Here is a 21,297-nt window from a genome sequence, read left to right as displayed (position 1 = left end):
GTCAGCCGGCGTTCGTCATCGCAGGCCGGGGCGGTCGGGGACCGCGCACCCCCGCTCGGCCAGGAGCGTCCCTACCTCTCCGATCGCACGGGTGACAGTGGCGCGGTCGACGCCGAACAGCAGGCCCAGCACCGAGTGCGGCAGGTCGTGCCGCAGATGGATCAGCGTGGCCACCAGCCGGTCGACGAAGACCAGCCGGTGACGGGCGCCAGCTCCCGCGGCCCGCTTCCGGACCCCACCGCGTGCAGCATGGCGACGACCCTCACCCCCCGGCCTGCCACGGCACCGCCAACTCCTCCACCAGGAACGCGAGATGACGCCGAGAGATCCCCGTGAACAGCCGATGCGCCAGCACTGCCCGATTGACCATGATCGCCACAGACGGATCATGCCACCGGCCAGGCACAACGCCTCACCCGCTATCACGCACCAACTCGTAAGAGGCAATGTGTTCAACAGAGTCACGCTCATCATGTCCCGGACCATCGAGGCCGTGCTGATCCTGCTCGGGATCGCCATCGCAGTGCTGGAGAAGCAAGAAGCACACGATGCTCTACATGGGGCTGTGGGACCTCCTGGCCCTCGTCTACCTGTCCACGCGGGTGTCCCGGCTCAGGAGCCGGAAGAACCACGTCGACGGCGAGGACACCGAGTGGCTCAGGAGCATCCAGGGACGGCGCACCGGATACCTCTTCACCGTGCTGACCGCGGTCATCGGCATCACCGCCGGCGTACTGATCGTCATCAACAAGGGCAACGACGGCGCGGAGGCCCTGTCCAAGCTGGTCGGCGTCCCGGCCGTCATCCTGGCCTGGGTGATCGTCCAGTTCGGTTACGCCGAGCGCTACGCCCAGGAGTACTACAGCGCGCTGCCGGAGGAGGTCCTCGTCTTCCCCAACGCCAAGCGCCCGAACTTCGTCGACTTCGCGTACTTCTCCTTCACGCTGGGCACCACCTTCTCCGTCTCGGACGTGGAGACCCGGACATCCAGGATCCTGTCCCACAGCATCCTGGCGTTCATCTACAACACGGCGACGCTCGGTATCGCGGTGGGCGTGATCACCGGCTGACCCCGACCAGGGACCCGAGGGACCCGCAGGCCTTCGTCATGGGATCCGCGCTGTGGGTCCTGCCGGTGCACCCAGACGGTTCACCCGCGGGCGGCCCCCGGCGCGTCTCCGACAGGGCGGCCTCGTCGGCCGCGACGGCACCCGCGACCGCGCCCGACCGTGCCGCTCAACCACAGCCGCGGGCTGCCATTCCGCTCCGACATCACACGTGTGCACGCCGGACGGCTGTGGGACGGCACGGGCGACTACGACTTCGTCAAGACGTGCGTCCGCGCCCGCGCGGCGACCATGCGCGAGCCGGCCTGCACCGCGCACGAGGAACTCGGCGTACGGTCCGGCAGCCACTTCCTGTCGCCGGGGATCGACGTCGGGAACCGCTTCCTCGGATCACCTTGCCGACCGGATGACGACGGCGGTGAGGCGATCCGTGCGCAGCGGGGTGCCCCACGTGAAGCGCGAGGCACCTCACGAGGCGTGCGAAATCCGGTGGCACCTCTGCTGCGAGCGAGGCACAATCCGCACAACGGGGGCCAGGAGGAGCTTGTTTGGACGTGTTCGCGTGTGCCGGGTGCGGGGCGGAGCTGACGGCGCCGGTGTCCCAGGTCGCCCTCCCCGTCCATACCCACCACGGCGCGTGGGAGGAACTGCACCCTCCGCTGATGGAGCCCGCGACGTACGCCGTCGACCCCGACCCCACCGGGCCGCCCTGGCGGCCGTGGAAGGAGGTCGGCGCGGAAGCGGCCGCCCGGCAGGGTGTGTTCGCGCCGGCGCACTCCGTCTCGTTCGGTGCGCGGAACAGGATCGTCATCGCCCCGGGAGACTCCCGTTCCATGGTCCTGATCCCCGACAAGTGCGAAGGCTACTGCCGGGGTCTGGACGGCCGGGCCGGGCCCAACCTGGCGTGCGTGGGGTGCGGGCGGGCCGTGGCGACCCGCATGGACGACTGCGGGATGTGGCAGACGGTGTGGCTCGAGCCCGATTCGGTCGTACGCCGCCCCCTGGGAACCCCGGTCGGTCCGGCTCCCGGCTGGGACGATCTGGAACGCACCGAGTTCCGCGTACCACCCGTCGAACCCGACGGATCATGGAGCCGTCGCTGGGAGGCGGCGGTCGGGGTCGCGCTGGCCCACCTCGTGGCGGTCACCGAGGACCGCCCGGTGAACCTCCCCGCCGGTCCCCTCACCGAGCTGCTCGGCCACGCCGTCGGCCGGTACCTCCCCGCCGGGCCCGGGGCGCGGTCCGTGGGGCTGGCCGGGCCGTGGATCGGCCTGCCCCACCCCCGTCCCGACGTCCTCCTCGTCCCCCGCCACCCCCGCACCGGGGCGCCGTGGCACCGGCCGGGGTACGAGGAGGCCGTGGTGCCGCTGGACAGCGGGGTCTGGGCGTACCTCGCCCACCCGAGCGAGACCTCACCGATGCCCGCGACCGGCGTCCTCCCGGAGGGGGTCCTGCGCGACGACTACCCGCTGCCGCCGCGCCCCCGGGTCCCGCTGAAGCCCCACCACCGTGCCTTCGAGGACACCTTGGTCAGACTGCCCGCCGTACGTGCCCCCCGGCTCCGCAGGTTCCGCGACGCGTGCCGGCAGGCCGTCGAGCCCGCGTCAGCGGGCTGACCGGCTAGCGCGGTCCGCGGCCGCCTCGGGACGGTGCCGTGGGTGTGGGGAAGGCCGACTCCGGTACTCCGCGTCGCCCGGTGGCCTCCGCCAGTTGGAGCGGGGTGATGTCCAGCATGCGCAGGAGAGCCGCCGTCTGCCGTCCGTCACCGGTCCATCTGTCTCTTTCCTCGGCTCTTTCGTACTGTGCTGTGTCCATTCCGATCGAGCGGGCCAGCCTGGCCGCACTGAACTGTCGTGCCAGACGGTGCACCGGGCCCGCCTGCAGGCGCGGGAAGCGGGCTACTGCAGCTGACCTTGCGTGCAGTGAACGGGCAGAAGGCGCGCCAGATCGGCGCCGGGACGGTGGTCAGGATGCCGCAAGGGCAGTACGTGCGGCGTCGAGGAAGCCGGTATGCGCGCTCTGGTAGTGGCCTGGGGAGGCGTTCGCGTCGAGGGAACGTTCCACGGCCTCGGCAGCGGCGCTGACCGGATCGGGGCCTTCGAGCTGGACACGTGTGAGCGTTTCGGTGACGGCGCTCAGGGCCGCACGGTAGCGGTCGCGGCAGCCGGCCGCCTCGGCGGTGCCCAGAGCCCGCTGCCATTCGAGGCGACGCTGATGGCCGGCGTCGGTGGCGGCGAGGAAGGCAGCGTAGGCGGCCCGGCGCACCTCACGCTGCGCGGCGAGAGACTGCGCGGTCAGCGTCTGCCGGGCCACGTCGAGTTGAGCATCGGCCTGCAACCGACCGGCCTCCCACGCGGCATCCGCCTGCCGGCGCCCCGCCTCCCAGGCCGCATCCGCCTGACGCTGGCCGGCCGCCCAGGCGGCATCCGCCTGCCGGGCCGCCGCGTCGACCGTGCTCTGCGCCTGTCTCCGAGCGGCCGCCAGCGTGAACCACCCTGTGACCGCACCGCCCGCGAGCGCACCGGCCACCGCAGAACCTGCAGCGATCCACGCCGTCATCACCGCATCCGACACAGCCCCCCCTGCCGTCCAACCCTGCTCCACCAGTGCAGTGTGCCAGCCACCGAGGACGCCCGCAGCCCAAGCAGTAGCGCCGTCCGCAACGCCCGCGTCGGCGCCGCGGGTGCGCCCCCCGTCCTGTGGCAGGCACGCACGTCGTCGGCCAACCACCGGCAGACAGAACCCGTTGCCGGCTGCCGCTCTACTTCGTCGGGCAGCGGCATGAGGGGTCGATGGCGCGCGCCGGGATGCTGGGCGGGCGGGGCCGTTGCGTGGGCGGGCGCCCCCGCAACGGGGCACGGCGGCACGCGCTGGACCATCACCCACCTCGCGCACCGGCAACGGGCGCCGTGACCGGGGGTGAAGGGGACTCCTCATGCCCGCTGCCGTGTCGGCACGGTACGTCAGCCGATAGTGGCGGTTGCCGATTCACCGGTAGGAGTATGGGCACCGGTGGAGGCTGGACGGCTCGGGGGGACGGGTGCCTGAAGAACATATGACGCGTGCTGCGGCCGGACGTGAGCTGCGCAGCAGGCTGAACGATCGTCTGGCTCTGAGCCGGTTGACCAAGTCACAGCTTGCCAGCCGGTCAGGGCTGGGGCGCGCCACCGTCTCAGAGGCCTTACGGCCCGATGGTCGGCTGCCGTCGGCCAAAACGGTGGCAGCGCTGGCACAGGCCTTGGGGATTTCGGCACACGCGCTTCTGGAGCTGCGGCGGACTGCAGCCGGCGAGGCAGGCGCAGCCGTGGACCATGGGCCGGTGCTGGGCAAGCGCGCCGAGGACTGGGAACCGCATTCCCTGGAGGTGCACCCGGCCGGGAGCACCGCGAACGGGCACGAGGCCGACGCGCTCGAAGATCGGATACTGCCCGGCTACGTACACCGTGAGCACGACCGTGTGCTGTCCGCAGCGGTGCAGGAGGCCGTGGAGGGCCACAGCCGCATGGTGGTGCTGGTCGGGAGCTCCTCCACGGGTAAGACCAGGGCGTGCTGGGAGGCGGTTCAGCCGCTCGCAGGCACAGGATGGCGGCTCTGGCATCCCTTCGATCCGACCCGGGCGGAGGCCGCACTTGAGGACTTGAGTCGGGTTCAGCCGAGGACCGTGGTGTGGCTGAACGAAGCTCAGCACTACCTCGACAGTCAGAGTTCGGGCGAGCGTATCGCTGCTGCCCTGCACCACCTGCTCACCCATCCGGCACGAGGGCCGGTGCTCATCCTCGGGACGCTGTGGCCCGAGTACGCCAGGCAGTACACCGCTCTGCCGGCCTCGCACAACTCGGACTCCCACAGCAGAGTGCGTGAATTGCTCGCGGGCCGTACCGTGTCCGTGCCCGAAGTCTTCGATGCCGCGGCTCTGGATCGCGCTGCAGTCCTGGCGGACAGCGGTGACCGGCTGTTGGCCGACGCACTCAACCGGGCCCGGGCGGATGGTCGCGTGACACAGGACCTCGCCGGCGCACCGCAGCTTCTGCACCGGTACGAGCAGGGCACAGCGGCTGCCCGTGCTCTGCTCGAAGCGGCGATGGATGCCCGCCGGCTGGGTCTCGGGCTGCACCTTCCCCAGCCGTTTCTCACCGAGGCAGCCGCCGACTACCTCACCGCCGTCGACTACGACCAACTCACCGACGACTGGGCGGAAGCCGCCTACGCCGAGCTTGCCCGCCTCGTCCACGGAAAACAGGCACCCTTGCGTCGGGTCAGTCCCCGCCCCGAACGCCGCCGGCCGCAAGCACCCTCGGCACCGTCGCCCACTCCTGCTGGGCCTGTCTTCCGTCTTGCCGACTATCTGGAGCAGCACGGCCGGACCGTCCGCCGGCTGCTGTGCCCGCCCGCAAGTTTCTGGCACGCCGGCTACACGCACCTCACCCGGGTCGACGACCTCAAGGCCCTGGCAACAGCGGCACAAGGGCGGCACCGACTGCAATGGGCGCACCACCTCACCTGCCGCGCGGCTGATGCCGGTGACGCTGACGCCCTGGTCTACCTTTCCCGCTTCCGGGAGCGATCCGGGCAACACGCAAAGGCCGAGGCCCTGGCTGGGCAGGCGGCGAGGGCCGGCGACACCCGGGCGCTGGCGCAGCTGGCCCGGGCCCGGGAGAAGGCGGGCGATGAAGAGCACGCCGAGGCGCTCGCCCGGCAGGCGGCCGGTGCCGGGGACGGTCGGGCTCTGCTCCGGCTCGCCCATGTCCGGGAACAGTCCGGGAACCGCGATGGTGCCGAGCGCCTCTATCGGGAGTCGGCTGCGGCGGGCAGCACCGACGCGATGATGCAGCTGATGCGGATCCGTCGAGAAGCCGGAGACGCTCGGGGGGCCGAAGAGGCTGGCCGGCAAGCCGTCAGGGCAGGCAGCGAACAGGCGTTGGTCCAACTGGTCCGGTACTGGCAGGAGGACGGTCACGAGGAGAAGGCTGAGGCCCTGGCACGACGTGCGGCCGAGGCCGGCCAACTGCGTGCACTGAAGGACTTGGCACTGAGGCGGGAGAAGTCGGGCGACCGGCAGGGAGCCGAAGCCCTGGCCCGGTACGCGCTCGAACTCGGCAGTACGGCCGCGCTCCTCGAGCTGGTGTGGGTCCGAGAGAAGGCCGGAGACCACGAGGCTGCGGAAGAGTTCGCCCGGCACGTGGCTGCGGCCGACAGTACACGTGCCTTGGTGTATCTCGTTCTGGAGCGGGAGAAGTCGGGCGACAAGAGGAGTGCTGAGGCCCTGGCCCGGCATCCGTTCGACCTGTCAGTCCGCCGCTCGTCAGGCGATCTGCCCGAGGGAGTGAGACAGACCAGGGACATGCGGGGTGTCGGTGCACCCGACCGGAGTTCCCCGTCTGACGAGACGTACGCCCTGCTGGAGCTGGCCCGGTTCCGGGAGCGGGCCGGGGACGGTGACGGCGCCGAGGCCGTCTTCCAACAGGCTGCCGATGCAGGCGACATCGAAGCCCTTGCGTCGCTGGCCCGGCTGCGGGACAAGGCAGGGGACCATGCAAGGGCGGAAGCCCTGGCCCAGCGGGCGGCGGCCGCAGGCAATGCTCGTGCCCTGCTCCCCCTGGCACGATCCCGAGAACGTCAAGGCAAGTTGGCGGCGGCTGCGGCCCTGCTTCGACAGGCCGTCGACGCCGGTGACCGCACGGCGCTCGCGGACCTTGCCCGTGTGCTCAACAAGGCAGGCGACCGTACAGGCGCCGAGACTCTCGTGCTGGACGCGGCTCACAGTGGCGACGTCCGCCCGCTGTGGGAACTGGTCCGCATCTGGGAGAAAGCAGGGGACAACGCCGCGGCCGAGGCCCTCTCCGTCCGCGCAGGCGACGCAGGCAGCATCCACGCACTGCTCCATCTGGCCGTGGCCAGGGAACGGGCCGGGGATCACGCGGGAGCTCAGAACCTCCTGCGGCGCGCGGCCGACGCGGGCAGCGCCCAGGCCATGTTCGAACTCGCCCAGCAAAGAGTACGAGCCGGAGAGCATGCAGAGGCAGAAACCCTCGCCCGCCAGGCAGCCGATACGGGCAGTCTGGGAAGCGCGTCGAATTCCAACGCCTTCAGGACCTACGTGCGACGGCAATGGCCCTACGGACTGGACCCTGACGGTACGCCCACGCCGCCCTGGACATAGCCCTGCCTCCGGCGTCAACCGGGTCGCCGCACCGGCGAGACCCTGCCCAAGCACGATCGCCGTAAAGTGCGGATCGTGCCCTGGACCTGGTCGTCCGGCATCCTGCGACCGGGGCACGGCCGACGCCGCACAAGCTGTGACCAGCGCCCCGCCCCTCTCCCGCACCGGGCGGGTGCATGGCCGAAGGGGTGTCACACGGCGCCGGGCCCTCGAGGGCAGACGTAATCAAGGGAGGTGGTCCCGCCTGCACTGCACCGCCCGTCGACGGCAGGGCGTTTGAGCAACGGCACCTGGAAACCGGCGACCGTGGAAGGTCCCTGATCGCATAGCCTCTCCTGGCACGCGCACGACAAAAGGGGAGGATCCTGCGAGGCAGAACGGTGCCGGGCGCTCGGTCGGGTGGCCCCGGCCGGCCGGTCGCCGTCTCGGGCACGCACCCGGAACTGCTGTCGCATCTCGCGGTCTGGTGCCGTCGGCAAGGCCACACGGTCACAGCCGCGCCCGCCGAGGAAGCCCCTGTACGTGCCCATGTGCATCGGGGCGCCGCGGTGGGGGACCGCTGGGACGGTGCCGAAAGGTGGACATTTCTTCGAAGCAAGAGCAGGAGGAGGAGCAGACCGAGGAACACGGCTATAGCGGCAGCGACGATCAAGGTCACGCGCCACCCACCGAGGAGCTCTATCACCGCAAAGGGGACAGCCATCATCAGGACGGCCTGGACGATGTCACGGCGGCTCCTGGCCGGCGGGTCGGGCGGCGGGCTCGCGGAAACGGATCTCCCCCTCGCTGGCGTCCCTGCGTGCGGCTGGACGGGGCCACGGACGAGGGCGAGGTCTCCGGCGGCGTTGACGGAGCGCCGCTGAGGCCGCGGCAGCCCCATTCCCTGCAGCACGGTGTCGATGTGCTGGTGGATGTCGTCCAGGGCGAGCGGCTGCGGCTGCTCCAGCGCATCCAGCAGGGCGGCGGTGAACGCGGTGTGCCGCTGCCCGGGCGGCGCGTGCGACGGGGCGGTGGCCGTGGTGGAGGTGAGGGTGTAGGTGCCGCTCAGGTCGAGTTGCGCCGTCAGCAGGCTGCCTGATTCGGGCATGGCAGCCACTGCGCGGCCGGAGAAGCAGCAGTCGAGCACCAGGACCCGCAGGCGTGCCCGGGCCCGGCCGAGGTAGCGTTTGACCAGGTCGGCTGGGACACCGGTGAAGCCCACGTGACCGGGATCCGTGGAGGACAGGGCGAGGTGGAGCAGCCCGTCCTCGTCCAGCAGGCCGTGTCCGGTGCGGTAGACGAGCAGCAGGTCCTCGGCCTCGCGTGCCGCTTGGGCGAGTGCCATGCCGACGCTGCGGTGATCGGCCGGATCGGCGAGCACCCGGCAGTGTTCCGGCGGCAGAATGCCGTGCGTCCGATGCGTGAGCGCGGAGTGAAGGTCGGTGAGGTTGGACTTCACGGCGGGAATCGCGGGCAGATCGATGTCGTCGAAATCGCCGCACCCGATGAGGACGGCCGAAGCGGCACCGTCGGGGAAGCGCGGGGCGCTCTGCCTCACTCCTGCTCGCCGTCCAACAGCTGCCCGACCGCCCCGATCACCGCTTGTGGATCGCTGGTCCGGCGGACCTCCACGGTGACCTCCCGCCCGTCGTCGCGGCTCACGCGTACGGTGACGTCTGCGCGGCGTTGCACCAGCCAGGTCGACGGGGATCAGGCCAGCACGGATCCCGCTCCGCCGGAGCCCAGTGCCACCGCCAGCACGTCCAGCGCGGCCCCCATCTGCCCCGGCTGCGGCGACCGGCCCAGCAGCTCCACCCGGCCGCGCAGCGCCTCTTCCGCGGCCGGCCAATCCCGCAGCGACACCAGATGCGTCTCTGCTTCCACGCTCGGCTCGGCCGACACCTGTGCACCCTCACAGTGCAGCCTGCAGACGGCGTTTGGCCGTCCTCGCATTTCTCCGTGAGGCCATCGTGCCAACAGCGGCGGCTGAACACCCCAGATGCCTCACATCCGTGGGCGGCGGGGACGCGGTGCGTCCCGCGGATCATCGCGGCCCGCGGCCGGCTGCTGGGCATCCGTGGCCGGCGGCTGCCGCCGAAGCGGGGTCGCGGCGCTGCAACTCCTCGCGGAGCCGGGCGAGGGAACGGTACAGAGTGCTCTTGACCGTTCCGGGCGCCATGCCGAGGGCGGAGGCCGTCTCTTCGGTGGACATCCGCTCCCAGTACCGCAGCACCACGACACTGCGCTGGTGCGGCGCCAGCACGCGCATGACGTCCATCAGCAGCGCGCGGTCGGCGTGCTGGGCGGCGGAGTCCTCCACGCATGCGTCCGGCAGTTGCGGGAAGGGGAGCTCCTGGAGTTTCCGGGCCCGCCACCACTCCGTGCGGGTGTTGATCATGACGCGGCGCAGATAGGCGTCCGCGAGCTGCTTGTCCGCTATGCGATCCCACCGGCGGTAGGTGCGTAACAGCGCGGTCTGCAGCAGATCCTGGGCCTCGAGCGGGTCGCCGACCAGGCGCCGGGCGCTGCGCAGCAGAGCGTCCTGCCGCGTACGGACGTACTCCTCGAAGTCGAGTACCTCACCTCGGTTTTTGTACGTGTTCATCGTGTTTCGCTCCGTCGTGAGTGGAAGGGCGAGCCGGGTCTCGGAAGAGCGCGGCTGTGTCAGCTGCCGACGTACTGGTGAGGACCTGCCTGGCCCGCGTCAGGTACTGGTTGCGGGCGGCGGCGATGGCGCGGAACTGGCGGGCGTGCCGGGCAATGGCTTCGTTCTGCAGCGCGGTCTCGGTCCGCCACCAGGTCCGGACCAGGCCGGTGAGCTGTTTGCACGCGACGTCGGCCCGGGCGGTGGCGATTTCGGCACGGCTCGCAAGTCTGGTGTTCCAGCGGGGATCGTCGGCTGCGGTTGCCGGGTCGGCGTAGTGGAAACCACGCCGGCGCATGCAGGTGCTCCAGCGACGGCCGGCGGTGGTGACTGCGGGCGACTGGCGTGCGAGGTCGTAGCTGGTGGTGGTGATCTGGTTGAGCAGGTCCCAGGGGACGTCCGGTACCTGTGCCAGCAGACGCGTGCGGGCCTGGGAACGGCAACCCGGCCGGTGCGGGGTGCCGTAAGCGGCGGTTCGTTGGCGGGGGCTGAGCCCGGCGTCGCGTGCGGCGCTCTGTTGCTCGCGCCGGGACAGGTCGGGGTCGGGAAGCTCGTGATAGCCGTATCGCGCGGCGACTTGGGGCTCGATGGGGCCGTACCGCAGTCTGTTCGGGGTGAACGGCGACGGGTGGCGTGTCAGCTGGGGCCACTTCAGGTGCAGGCGCGCCATGCACGCGGCGGTGAGCTGGTCCTCCGCAGACAGGATCAATGCCGTCTGCGGTGTGTCGAGGGTGTAGTCGTCGACGGGGAGGAGCAGGGATTTCGCCTCCTGGTCGGCTGCGGGGACGGCCGGGGAGAGCGGGCGGCGGCTGCCGGACGCGGTGGGGAGCTGATGCAGGCAGGCCAGCGCGAGGACGGCGGCGGCAAGTACGGCGGCGAGAGCGGCGATGCGGCGGTGACGCACGGCTGGCCTCCTGGGGCGTCGAGGAGAGCGGCGCCCCGCCGCACGGTGGCGGCGGGGCAACCGCGGGTCGCACAGGTGCGGAGGGCTCAGCACTCCTGCCTGAGCGAGCGGGCCGCGTCGTTTCCGACCGCGTCGTTGCTCAGGTTCGGGTCCTTGGTGTGCGGGTAGGAGCGCGTGCTCACGCCGTGGAAGTTCTTCTTGCGGAAGAGGCTCCAGTAGCAGCCGCCGGTGTTCTTCACCGAGGTGATCTGCTCGTCCACCTTCGACCCGTTGTCGAACTTGTTGTTGGACAGGTCCTTGTCGGAGGAGCAGAACCTCTTCCAGCCGCCCCGGTAGCCGGCGTCGCGGTAGGTGTGCAGCGGCCCGTTGCAGGAGGACGCGGAGAGGCTGCTGACCCGGCCGTGGACGGCGGGCGCGGGAGCTGCGGCGATGACGCCCCAACTGAGCGTGACTGTGGTGACCGCGATGGCGGCGTGCCTGGCAAGGCGCATGTGATCTCCCTGGACTGATGGATGTGGTGCCGTCTGGGCTCGGTCAGAAGGCGTTGGCGTTGAGGGCCTTCTGGAGCTGGGTGGTGGTGCTGGTGTCCCAGGTGTCCTGGGGGGTGAGGCCGAGATGCTTGTTGAGGGCGGTGACGGTGTCGGGTCCGGTGACGCCGTCGGCGGTGACCTGCAGGTAGGTCTGCAGGGCCGTGACGGTCAGCGGACCGAAGGCGCCGTCGACGTCCAGCCCGGCCGCCGTCCTGCTGTTGAGGGCGCGTTGCAGGGCGGCGCAGGTGGCGGGCCCGAACTGGCCGTCCACGGCGAGCGGTGCGGGGGCGGCGACGAGAGCCCTGGGCTTGATGACGCCGCTGTGGCCGGCGAGGGCGGCCTTCATCACGGCGGCGGTGTGGGGCCCGTACTCACCGTCCACGGTCAGCTTGTGCTTCGACTGGAAGGTGCGCAGCGCCTGGTCGGTGGCGGGACCGAACTGGCCGTCGACGGTGAGGCCGGCCTGCTGCACGGTGTTCAGGTTCTTCTGCAGGGTCTTGACCGCCTGACCGGTGGAGCCCTTGCGGAGGATGCCGTCGTGGCTGGGCATGGGGGCGGCGCCGTCGTAGGCGGGGCGGCCGTAGCCGACCACGCAGGCGCGGCCGCGGATCCGGCGGCGGAAGGCGTCGGAGGTGTTGCCCTCCAGGGTGGTGATGGTGCCGTTGGAGTGGACGGCCTCCACCAGGCCGACGTGGTCGATGCCGCTGATGGAGCGGCCGCCGGAGAAGTCGAAGAAGACGACGTCGCCGGGGCGGATGCCGCCGAGGCCGTAGTGCCAGCGGCCGTGGCTCTGGAAGGCGCGGGCGTGGGCGGTGGTCAGGGCGAACTTGCCCATGACGGCGGTGAGGTTGTCGGAGTGGGCGGCCTCGTAGCTGATGGACATGTCGCACCAGGGGCCGGAGAAGCCGTACCAGGAGGTGATGAGGTTGTGGTTCGAGCCGGGCGGGTGCTCGGTGGTGCCCAGCAGCTTGCGGGCGGCGGCGATCATTGCGTTCGCGGTTCCCATGGCAGGTGTCAGAGCTCCATGTCGTCGGGGAGTGCGTCGAGGTCGGAGGTGACCTCGTGGGAGGGGTCCTGGCTGACGCCGGTCTGGTCGGGGTCGATGTCGAAGACCCCCGCCCCGCCCTGCGGGTAAGGCGGCGTCTGCTCGTGCTCGCTCATGAACACTGGCTCCTTCATTGCTTCACTCGGTGGTGGGTCGCCTTGCCCCGTGCTTGTGCCGGAGTTCCGTCGAGCCGTCCGACAACTGATGCCGGGCCTTTGCGACCGCCGTGCAGCACCGAGTTCAGCGGGCCGGCAATTGAATGGGCAGCCGGTTCTGCCGCCCTGAACAATGGCCGCGCCGCAGGCCACGGCCAGGCGCTGCGGCAGTGGCCAAAGCAGACGCCCTCGGATTGCACTCCTGCCACGAGGTTGCGTACCTTGTCCGGCCTCGCGCCGCGTCCACGGGGGAAGCGGGCGGCTGGAGGGGGGGGGAGCTGGCGATGGCGGGACGTCCTGAGAGCCCACTCGATCCCACCACTGGGCCGGTGGCGCGGTTCGCGGCCGAGTTACGCAAACTCCGGGCGGAGGCCGGGAGCCCGACCTACCGGGTGATGGCGCAGCGCGCGGGCCAAGGGACAAGCACCCTGTCGCAGGCCGCCGGCGGCGAGCGGCTGCCGACCCTGCCCGTCGTGCTGGCCTATGTCAGGGCGTGCAGCGGTGATCCGGAGGAGTGGGAGGAGCGTTGGCGGCAGGCGGCCGCTGAAGCAGCGGCGCAGCCCCGCGCCGAAGATGAGGACGTCGAGCCTCCGTACCGGGGTCTGGCCCGTTTCGAGCCGGGCGACACCAATCTGTTCTTCGGCCGCGACGAGCTCACCGACCGCCTGGTCGAGCTGACCCGCTCCCGTCGGTTCACCGCCGTATTCGGCCCTTCGGGCAGCGGCAAGTCCTCTCTACTGCGTGCCGGTCTCATTCCCCGCCTCCGCAACCCTGACCCGGCCGCCCCACAGCCGGCCGCGCTGCGCGTCCTCACTCCTGGCGAGCACCCCCTGCGCACCCATGAGCCGCGGCTGACCCCGAAGGACGGCACCGGGGACACGTGGCTGATCGTGGACCAGTTCGAAGAGCTCTACACCCTCTGCACCGACCCGGCCGAACGCGACCAGTTCATCGACCGCCTCCTGACCGCCACCGATCCCGGGAGCAGACTGCGCGTCGTCATCGCCGTACGTGCCGACTTCCTCGGCCGCTGCGCCGAACACCCTCGGTTGACCGCCGCCCTGCAGGACGGCACCGTGCTCGCCGGGCCGATGAGCAGCGACGAACTACGCCAGGCCATCGTCAAACCCGCACAGGCCACAGGGCTGATCGTGGAACGCGGACTGACGACGCACATTCTCAACGAGGTCGAAGGGGAACCCGGGGCCCTGCCGCTCATGTCGCATGCACTGCTGGAAACCTGGCGGCGCCGCAAGGGCCGAGCCCTCACTCTCGAGGCCTACGAGTCCCTCGGCGGCCTGCACGGTGCCATCACCCGCACCGCCGAAGACATCTACGACCGGCTCACGCCAGACCAGGCCGACCTCGCGCGTCGGATCCTGCTGCGCCTGGTCACCCCGGGAGACGGCGCACCCGACACCCGCAGACCCGTCCGCCGCGAGGAGTTCGGCTTCGGCGAGGCCACCGACACCACGACGGTCATCGAGCAGCTGGCCCGTGCCCGACTGCTCACTCTCGACGGCGAGCAGGTCGACCTGGCTCACGAGGCACTCATCAGTGCCTGGCCTCGTCTTCGGAGTTGGATCGACACCGATCGTGAGCGGCTGCGTGCCCATCGACGGTTGACGGAGGCCGCCGCTGCCTGGGACGCGCTGGACCGCGATCCCGGTGCTCTGTACCGGGGCACGCTCCTGGCCGCCACGGAAGAGGCGATCCCCGCCCAGGATCGGGAAGCGGTCCTGACGGCCCCGGAGGGCGCGTTCCTCTCCGCAAGCCTGCAGGCCCGGCGCCGCGAGCGCGCTCGCCCGCGCATCCTGGCCACCGTGGTGTCCGTCCTGGTCGCGCTGGCCCTGACGGCAGGAGTGATCGCCTGGCAGCAGAACCAGACCAGCACCGTGCAGCGCACCCAGGCAACCGCCCGCAGGGTCGCCGCCCTCGCGGACAGCCTGCGCTACACCGACCCGGTCACGGCCATGCGGCTCAGCGTCGCCGCCTGGCGGATCGCCGACACGCTCGAGACGCGCTCGGGCCTCATCGGTGCCCTGGCCCAGAAGGAACAGGACACTTTCGCGCCCTCCGGCGACGACGTCAGCCAGTACTTCATGACCCCCGACACCCGCACCCTGGTCGCCACCAGTGGCGACCGCGTGGTGCGCTGGGACGTCAGGACGCACCGCAGGACCGGCACTTTCCGCGGCCTGGGGGAGGACGACATGTACGACGTTCAGGACGTGAGCCCCGACGGGCGCTACCTCCTGATGCTGGGCACGGACGCTCGCGTATGGGACATCGTCGCGGGCCGGTACGCCGGGGCCGCCATCCCCCTGCACACCGTCAGCTCCGGGGGGTTCGGCCCCGGCGGGCACACGTTCGACGTCACCGACAGCTCCGGCGACATCAACCGCGTCCAGGTATGGGACTGGCGACGGCACCGGCTGCTGTTCGAGCGGCAGGGCCGGAAAGTCCAGGGCGTGACCATCAGCCCCGACCACCGCTTGGCCACTGTATGTGAGACGGGTCGGCCGATGCAGGTGTGGGATCTGGTTCGGCACCGTACCCTGCCCACGCCCGGCGGACCCAAGGGCACCGAAATGGGGTGCTCCGCCCTCTTCAGCCCCGACAGCCACCAGATCGTCGCGGCCATGCCCGAGGGAGGACTACGTCTGTGGAACCTCCGGCCTGACGCCTCCGGCCCGCACAAGGGCTACGACATCCCCACCAGCTTCGGTGACGACGCCGGCGCCGGCTACACCGACATCGCGGACATGTCCTTCAGCCGGGACGGCCGTTTCCTTGCGACCGCCAATGACCAGGAGATCCGGCTGTGGCGGCTGTCGGCAGACGCATCCGGCCCCGTCTTCCGCTACTCGCTGCCGTCCGGCGGCGACAAACGTCTGGGTCTCCTGGGGCCTCTCGGCGTGGATCCGGACGGCCACACGATCCGCTACATGACACAGTCCGGAGAGGACTCCGTCACGGGAACCACGGTGCGCACTCTGTCGGTGCGTGACGCCACCGCCCCTGTGTGGCGTGACGAACAACGGCAACGGGCCCAGTTCAGCCCGGACGGCCGGACGCTGGCCACCACGTGGCGCAGCGGACACATGAGCCGCTTCCGCCTGACGGACGCCCGCACCGGCCGCACCCAGGTGGACCTGCCGGGCATACCGTGCCCCGTAAACCCGGACGAGCCGGGAGACGGTCCTCAGGACTGCGGAGAGCTGATGGCCTTCAGCTCCGACGGCAGCACCTTCGCCTACACGGCCAGCACCGGCGAGGACTCCGGCACCACACAGCGGGCCGGCGTGTGGGACGTACGCGCCCGCCGCGCCCGCGCGACCGTCGACCTGGGCCGCCCCACCAACGCCCGGGGCGTCGTCAGCGCCATCGCTCTCGGCCCGGATGGCCGAACCCTGCTGATCTCCCGGCTGACGGACGACTACCACATCGAGTCCTGGGACATCGAACACGGTGTCAGAACCGGAAGGCCGCTCACCGGCGGAGGAGAGGTACTCGCCGTTCGCCCCGAGGGCACGTCCGTCGCCACCTCGGACGGACACATCGGCGATCTGGCATCGCGGCGCCTCACCAGCCGACGCCTCGCACCGGACACGACCGCGGCACTCGCCTTCAGCCCGGACAGCCGCTACCTGGCCGCCGGCGACCAGTCCGGCCGGGTGACCCTCTGGGACGGCGAAGCCACGCATCGGCTCGCGGTACTGGCCGGCAGTTTCACCGACGCCCGGCAGGACTCCGGCGCAACCGTTCGGTCCCTGGCCTTCTCTTCCGACAGCCGCACCCTCGCCGTAGGAGGCGACGACGGCACCCTCCAGCTGTGGGACGTCCCTTCCGGCCAACGGCTGGGCTCAGCGCTGCCCACGGCCGACGAACCGATCCTCTCCGTGGCATTCGACGAGGACGGCAGAACGTTGCGTACGTCAGGCTTGTACGTGCCGCTGTACGCCTATCCCACCGACCGGCCCTCCCTCGCGGCGCGAATCTGCCGCCGTGCCGGGCACGGATTCACTCACACCGAGTGGAATGACTACGTCCCGGAACTGCCCTACCGCAACATCTGCTGACGGGGCGCCAGAAGTCAGTCACGTCCGGTGCGAGCGGACCGCTGCGACACCATGGATGCCAACGCGATGTGACCTGCAGGAAGCGCATCCAGCGGTAGGCACCCAGCCCTGATCAGGCCCGAGCTCATCAGTTGATGGCGCATGGGCTTGGGCTTGTGCAGCCGGCTGCCGTGACACATCATTACGCAGCTCGTCACTTGCCGGAGGGAAGAGGGGCGAGCCCGTGGCATGGGCGGGAACCGCTCCGGACGATGACTGACCTGCCGGACGGCGGACGCGATGAAGGGCGCCTAGTAGTGCTTCGTTAGGTTCTGGTTCTGCTGGTCTGCAGGGGTCGGCCGCAGGTGGTGCAGGTGTCGGTCCAGCACCTCAGCAGGTCCTGAGGGACGTCGAGGACCTGGTAGAGGCTCAGGCCGGCATCCGGGCTTTTGGGCCGAGCCGCCGCAGGGTGAGGAAGGCCTGGGCGGTGGTGACGAGGGTGACGTCGTGGTGCCGGCCGCGCCAGGTGCTGCCCTCGAAGTGGTCCAGGCCCAGGCCGTGTTTGAGTTCGCGGTAGTCGTGCTCGATCCGCCGGCGCATCTTCGCCCACCGCACCAGGTCAGCGACCGGGGTGGTGGCAGGCAGGTCGGTCATCCAGTAGCCGGTCGGCTCCTCGGCATCTTCGGGCTGCTCGACCAGCAGCGTCTTCAACGGCAGCACCCCGTCCCACCGGCTGCGTCCGCCGGCCTGTTCCTGGGCGGTGCGGCAGGCTTCCTTGCCCGACGGCCTCACCTGAAGCACGGCAAAGCGCGAGGTCATCACACCCTTGCTGCCCTGCCGCCAGGTGACTTCCTCGAACGCGGCGGCCTCTCCAACGAGGTCTGGCAGCGGGCGAGGCGCCTGGCGGTATCGGGGCAGTGTCGGAGGGCCGAGCCCGCCGTAAGAGGGTTGATACGGCTCTGCGTCGGCGGGCCGCGCGATCTCTTTGGGCTCGCCGGCCATGACGTAGGACCAGCCGCGTTCCTCCAGAGCAAGCCGGAAGCAGACACTGCGGCCGTAGCCTGCATCGGCCACGACCAGCGGCACGGCCAGGCCTTGTTCGGCGAGCCGGTCCAGCAGTCCCAGCGCCAGACGGGTCCTGGAGGCATGCCCGACCTCCTCAGGTATCCCGGCACGCCGGCGCCTGTGATGGTCGCCGGCCCGTTCCTCAGGCAGGAACAGTTCCCACTCCAGCGGGCAGGAGGCCGTGTCGGTGGCCGCGTGCACGCTTACCGCGACCTGGCAGCTCGCCCGCTTGCCCAACGCCCCGCAGTACTGGCGGGCCACCCCGACCGAGGCGGTGCCGCACTTGGGAGACGACACATCGTCGACCACCCACACCTCAGGACGAATTGCCTCGCACAACCGCTCGGCGATCCGCCGCCGCACCGGCAGCGGATCCCACGGCGACTGGTTCACGAATTGCTGCAGGGCCTGCATGTTCCCGTCCGGCAGCCGCTCGGCCATCGGCTGGATCGACTTCCGCCGGCCGTTCAGCGTCAGACCCCGCGGATAACACTCACCCCACCGCCGCTGATGCCGCCGCGGCAACGACCCGAACACATCCGCAACGAACTCCGCCAACTCGCCCCGGAGTCGTTCCGCATCCCCCAACCTCACACCACCAAGATGCCCACCACCAGCCGAGATCACTCGAAGTAACGAAGCACTACTAGGCGCCGGAGGATGCCCCCGAGGGGGCGCGCTGTCCACGCCGAGGCGCTCCAGCTCGACCTGGAGGCCCTCGACGATTGTGATCAGCTGTCGGGTGTCAGGTTCGTGCCAGAACGCTTTTCGGGCTTCGTCCGCGGTGCAAGCGTCCCGAGTGTCTCGAGCCCTCCGGGCCGTGGCGTCCAACCCGGCGGCGACCGCCTCCGCCGCTCGTCGTCGGAGTGCTGATGCCGGGTCCACGGGGCGGCCGCGGCTTGTCGACGGCAGGGCGACTATGGCGCCGTGTTCCCACGGCGGTCGGCTGGGTGTCATGACGTGACGTCCACCAGGACCTTGCCGACGGCTCCGTTCTCCACCGCCCGGTGCGCGTCGGCGGTGCGGTCGAGCGGGAAGCGGACCAGCGGCAGGCCGTACTCCTCGCCGACCGGCAGCGCGCCGTCGCGGGCTGCGGCGGCTACATCGTCGACTGCCGCGGCGTGTGCTTCCGGACCGGCTGTGTAGAGCACCAGGAACTGCAGGCGTGCGTTCAGCACCATGCTCTGCCGCACGTCCAATGCGACCGGCTTGCCGCCGTCGTTGGCGTAGGCCGAGATCGTGCCGCGTGTCCGCAGCACGGCCAGGTCCAGAGCGAGGTTGGTGCCGAGCGCCACCTCGGTGACGATGTCGACGCCGTCCGGGGCGATCTTGCGGATCTCTGCGGCCGGGTCGCCCTCGCGATAGTTGAGCACGTGGTGGGCCCTCGCGGCGGTGGCCAGCCGGGCCTTCTCCGGGCCGCTGACCGTGCTGATCACGGTGGCGCCGGCCCACCGGGCGAGCTGGATCACCGCATGCCCGACCGCTCCGGCACCGCCTGCGGCGAGCACCACCCTGCCGTCGAGCGCCCCGGGCCGCAGACGGCGGGGCCCGTCCTCGGCGACGGTGAGCGCGCGGTGCGCGGTCAGCGCGGGGACGCCGAGTGAGGCGCCGACGTCGAACCCGACCTCGTCGGGCAGCGGCACGGCCCGCTCGGCGGGCACGACGGTGAACTCGGCGGCGGTGCCGGTGGGCCGCCCCGCGGCGGCCAAGAACAGCCAGACCCGCTGACCGACCCGGCTCCGGTCGATCCCCTCACCGACGGCGTCGATCGTGCCGGCGCCGTCGAGGTGCGGGGTGACCTCGGAGAAGGGCCGGGGGTGGGCAGCGCGGGAGCGGGTCTGCCAGTCGGTCGGGTTGACCCCGGACACGGCGACCCGGACGCGTACCTCGCCGGGGCCGGGCGCGGGCAGGTCGCGGTCGACGAGCCGAAGAACGTCGGGGCCGCCGGCGTCGCGGTAAATGATGGCCTTCATGATTCGTCCTCAGAACCTGGTGAAGAAGGGGTTCCCGGTGCGGCCGGGAGTTTTGTGGTCGCGCCCAGAGCCCCGTGGGCTCCGGTCAGCCGATGGGGACCTCGTTGGAACGGGACTCGACGACATCGAGTGCGGCGCGGGCCGCGGCGTCGAGGGTGACCTCACCGGCGCCCATGTTGGCTTCCAGGTGGGCGGGGTCGGCGGTGCCGGGGATGAGCAGCACGTTCGGGGCGTGGTGCAGCAACCAGGCGAGGCCGACCTGAGTGGCTGTGACGCCCAGGGACTCGGCCACCGCGTGCACCGCCGGCTCGGCGGTCGCCTTGGGCAGGCCCGGGAAGGCCCCTCCGAGCGGGAAGTACGGCACCCAGGCGATGCCCTCGGCCACGCACAGTTCCAGCATGTCCTCGTCGTCGCGGGAGACGAGACTGTAGGCGTTCTGCACGCAGACGATGCCCGCCGGCAGGGCGCGGCGCAGGACGTCGAGAGTGACGCTGCTCAGGCCGATCGCACCGATCTTGCCCTCGTCGCGCAGAGCGGTCATCACCGCGAGCTGGTCGTCGAGGTCGACCACCTGGTCGCCCTCGGGACGCAGCCCGGGGCCGGAGTCGAGGCGGCGGAGGTTGACCACCTGGAGTCGGTCGACGCCGAGGCTGCGCAGGTTGTCCTCGACGCTGGCGCGCAGCTGCTCGGGCCGCTGCGCGAGACGCAGCGGCGGGTGACCGCCAGGGTTGGGGTCGGCGCCGACCTTTGTGACGACCAGGACGTCGTCCTCGGGGCGCAGTGCCTCGCGGATCACGTCGTTGGCGAAACCGAAGCCGTAGAACTCGGCGGTGTCCATATGGTCGACGCCCAGCTCGACCGCCTGTCGCAGCAGCGCGACGGCTTCGCCGCGGCGGTCGCGCAGGCGCTCCAGCTGCAGCGCACCGTAGCCGATCCGGGAAACGGTGCGGCCGGCGAACGAAGCGGTGCGAGTGGTCATGGCGCTGTCTCCTCGGGCAGTGACTGCAAGGCGGTGTACAGCAGTTCGGCCTGATAGAGCGCCATCACCCGGTGGGCGATCGGGGCGGCGCTCTCCCAGGCCTCGGCCGGCTCGTGGTGCTCGACCTTGACCAGCCACGCAGTGACGCAGTCGTGCAGCATCGCGCGCATCCGGTCGGTCATGTCGACGACGATGTCGCGGATGGCCGGGTTGGTGGTCGCCTCGCCCCAGGTCTGTACGGCGAGCCGGGCCCTGACGGGGTCGATCGCCGCGACGAGGCGGGCGAGCAGTTCGTCGGGGTCCGGCGGGGCGTCGCTCGCGGCGTGCTCGCCGAGGACCTTGGCGCGATCGGCGAGATCTCCGCGGGCGACTGCCTGGACCAGGTCGGCCTTGTTGCGGTAGTGCGCGTAGATCGAGCCGGCCGAGAGGCCGGACTCGGCGATGATGTCGGCGATCGACGTCCGCTCCAGGCCGTTGCGACCGAAGCAGCGGACAGCGGCCTCGGCGATCTGGGCGCGCCGGAGTTCCTTGCGCGCGTCGGTGAGTCGCGGCACCACACCCCCCTCACAAAAAGAATCTCTGTTCTGCTTGTGGGGAGACACTAGCAGAATGGCTGTTTCTTTTGTGATGGAGCGGGTCGCACACGAACAGTCCGGTCCTGACGACGGAGCCGGTTTGCGACGGTTTGCCAGGCGGACCGTGGCGGGTCAGTGCGCTGTTTCGGAGTGGCCACTG

General features: G+C 70.8%; 15 protein-coding genes and 2 pseudogenes. 4 read left to right on the top strand and 13 right to left on the bottom strand.

The annotated features are described in order from the left end of the window. Positions 1 to 18: 18 nt before the first annotated feature. Positions 19 to 370, bottom strand: a pseudogene (locus tag ACZ4UV_RS50440) (helix-turn-helix domain-containing protein); the annotation flags it as partial. A 178-nt stretch (positions 371 to 548) separates the two neighbouring features. Between ACZ4UV_RS50440 and ACZ4UV_RS50435 the strand changes: the two are divergent. Further along, on the top strand, positions 549 to 1,070 hold the full coding sequence (locus tag ACZ4UV_RS50435; protein WP_467849434.1) for a DUF1345 domain-containing protein: 522 nt from the start codon (positions 549 to 551) through the stop codon (positions 1,068 to 1,070). Between the two features lie 545 nt (positions 1,071 to 1,615). Continuing rightward, a complete protein-coding gene (locus ACZ4UV_RS50430; protein ID WP_467849428.1) occupies positions 1,616 to 2,683 on the top strand; it encodes a hypothetical protein in 1,068 nt (355 codons plus the stop codon). Between the two features lie 349 nt (positions 2,684 to 3,032). Here ACZ4UV_RS50430 and ACZ4UV_RS50425 read toward each other — a convergent pair whose 3' ends face one another. Next, positions 3,033 to 3,641: a hypothetical protein gene (locus tag ACZ4UV_RS50425; RefSeq protein WP_467849421.1), complete on the bottom strand. Its 609-nt coding sequence runs from the start codon at positions 3,639 to 3,641 to the stop codon at positions 3,033 to 3,035. A gap of 481 nt (positions 3,642 to 4,122) precedes the next feature. Here ACZ4UV_RS50425 and ACZ4UV_RS50420 point away from each other — a divergent pair, with 481 nt between their 5' ends. Continuing rightward, a complete protein-coding gene (locus ACZ4UV_RS50420; protein WP_467849416.1) occupies positions 4,123 to 7,227 on the top strand; it encodes a hypothetical protein in 3,105 nt (1,034 codons plus the stop codon). Here the strand turns inward: ACZ4UV_RS50420 and ACZ4UV_RS50415 are convergent. The 7 genes and pseudogenes from ACZ4UV_RS50415 to ACZ4UV_RS50385 all read right to left on the bottom strand — a co-directional run bounded on the left by ACZ4UV_RS50415 (position 7,154) and on the right by ACZ4UV_RS50385 (position 12,445). Then, a complete protein-coding gene (locus ACZ4UV_RS50415) occupies positions 7,154 to 8,665 on the bottom strand; it encodes a caspase, EACC1-associated type (protein ID WP_467849450.1) in 1,512 nt (503 codons plus the stop codon). The two genes, ACZ4UV_RS50420 and ACZ4UV_RS50415, sit on opposite strands and share 74 nt — an antisense overlap. A 95-nt stretch (positions 8,666 to 8,760) precedes the next feature. Further along, positions 8,761 to 9,090: pseudogene (locus tag ACZ4UV_RS50410) on the bottom strand (effector-associated constant component EACC1). A gap of 160 nt (positions 9,091 to 9,250) precedes the next feature. Continuing rightward, complete coding sequence (locus ACZ4UV_RS50405) at positions 9,251 to 9,811, bottom strand: SigE family RNA polymerase sigma factor (RefSeq protein ID WP_451018130.1); 561 nt, start codon at positions 9,809 to 9,811, stop codon at positions 9,251 to 9,253. Continuing rightward, on the bottom strand, positions 9,786 to 10,754 hold the full coding sequence (locus ACZ4UV_RS50400; RefSeq protein ID WP_451018131.1) for a hypothetical protein: 969 nt from the start codon (positions 10,752 to 10,754) through the stop codon (positions 9,786 to 9,788). Before ACZ4UV_RS50400 ends, ACZ4UV_RS50405 begins: the two co-directional genes overlap by 26 nt. Before the next feature lie 86 nt (positions 10,755 to 10,840). Next, entirely contained in the window at positions 10,841 to 11,245 is a 405-nt protein-coding gene (locus ACZ4UV_RS50395; RefSeq protein WP_390035289.1) for a hypothetical protein, read from the bottom strand. A 43-nt stretch (positions 11,246 to 11,288) separates the two neighbouring features. Further along, positions 11,289 to 12,290 carry a peptidoglycan-binding protein gene (locus ACZ4UV_RS50390; protein ID WP_467849403.1) on the bottom strand — a complete coding sequence of 334 codons (1,002 nt, stop codon included), beginning with the start codon at positions 12,288 to 12,290 and terminating at the stop codon, positions 11,289 to 11,291. Between the two features lie 8 nt (positions 12,291 to 12,298). Then, positions 12,299 to 12,445 carry a hypothetical protein gene (locus tag ACZ4UV_RS50385; protein ID WP_390035287.1) on the bottom strand — a complete coding sequence of 49 codons (147 nt, stop codon included), beginning with the start codon at positions 12,443 to 12,445 and terminating at the stop codon, positions 12,299 to 12,301. A 323-nt stretch (positions 12,446 to 12,768) separates the two neighbouring features. Here ACZ4UV_RS50385 and ACZ4UV_RS50380 point away from each other — a divergent pair, with 323 nt between their 5' ends. Next, positions 12,769 to 16,566, top strand: a complete 3,798-nt coding sequence (locus ACZ4UV_RS50380; RefSeq protein WP_467849394.1) for an nSTAND1 domain-containing NTPase — start codon at positions 12,769 to 12,771, stop codon at positions 16,564 to 16,566. Between the two features lie 408 nt (positions 16,567 to 16,974). Here ACZ4UV_RS50380 and ACZ4UV_RS50375 read toward each other — a convergent pair whose 3' ends face one another. The 4 genes from ACZ4UV_RS50375 to ACZ4UV_RS50360 form a co-directional block, all read right to left on the bottom strand. Then, positions 16,975 to 18,204, bottom strand: a complete 1,230-nt coding sequence (locus tag ACZ4UV_RS50375) for an IS701 family transposase (RefSeq protein ID WP_467849386.1) — start codon at positions 18,202 to 18,204, stop codon at positions 16,975 to 16,977. Positions 18,205 to 18,563: 359 nt separating this feature from the next. Next, a complete protein-coding gene (locus ACZ4UV_RS50370) occupies positions 18,564 to 19,583 on the bottom strand; it encodes an NADPH:quinone reductase (RefSeq protein ID WP_467849380.1) in 1,020 nt (339 codons plus the stop codon). A gap of 85 nt (positions 19,584 to 19,668) precedes the next feature. Next, on the bottom strand, positions 19,669 to 20,562 hold the full coding sequence (locus ACZ4UV_RS50365) for an aldo/keto reductase (protein ID WP_467849377.1): 894 nt from the start codon (positions 20,560 to 20,562) through the stop codon (positions 19,669 to 19,671). Beyond that, the gene (locus ACZ4UV_RS50360; protein WP_451018137.1) at positions 20,559 to 21,116 is read right to left on the bottom strand and encodes a TetR/AcrR family transcriptional regulator; all 558 of its coding nucleotides are present in this window, start codon (positions 21,114 to 21,116) and stop codon (positions 20,559 to 20,561) included. Before ACZ4UV_RS50360 ends, ACZ4UV_RS50365 begins: the two co-directional genes overlap by 4 nt. Positions 21,117 to 21,297 lie beyond the last annotated feature (181 nt).

This window comes from Streptomyces sp. NPDC028289, from assembly GCF_055565975.1.
Note: the sequence above shows the minus strand (reverse complement) of the source record. Positions and strands in the feature narration are given on the sequence as shown.

Coding starts and splice junctions, on each gene's coding strand:
- ACZ4UV_RS50420 (WP_467849416.1), top strand. CDS start 4,123: ATGACGCGTGCTGCGGCCGGACGTGAGCTGCGCAGCAGGCTGAACGAT.
- ACZ4UV_RS50380 (WP_467849394.1), top strand. CDS start 12,769: ATGGCGGGACGTCCTGAGAGCCCACTCGATCCCACCACTGGGCCGGTG.
- ACZ4UV_RS50395 (WP_390035289.1), bottom strand. CDS start 11,245: ATGCGCCTTGCCAGGCACGCCGCCATCGCGGTCACCACAGTCACGCTC.
- ACZ4UV_RS50365 (WP_467849377.1), bottom strand. CDS start 20,562: ATGACCACTCGCACCGCTTCGTTCGCCGGCCGCACCGTTTCCCGGATC.
- ACZ4UV_RS50435 (WP_467849434.1), top strand. CDS start 549: ATGCTCTACATGGGGCTGTGGGACCTCCTGGCCCTCGTCTACCTGTCC.
- ACZ4UV_RS50370 (WP_467849380.1), bottom strand. CDS start 19,583: ATGAAGGCCATCATTTACCGCGACGCCGGCGGCCCCGACGTTCTTCGG.
- ACZ4UV_RS50385 (WP_390035287.1), bottom strand. CDS start 12,445: ATGAGCGAGCACGAGCAGACGCCGCCTTACCCGCAGGGCGGGGCGGGG.
- ACZ4UV_RS50390 (WP_467849403.1), bottom strand. CDS start 12,290: ATGGGAACCGCGAACGCAATGATCGCCGCCGCCCGCAAGCTGCTGGGC.
- ACZ4UV_RS50405 (WP_451018130.1), bottom strand. CDS start 9,811: ATGAACACGTACAAAAACCGAGGTGAGGTACTCGACTTCGAGGAGTAC.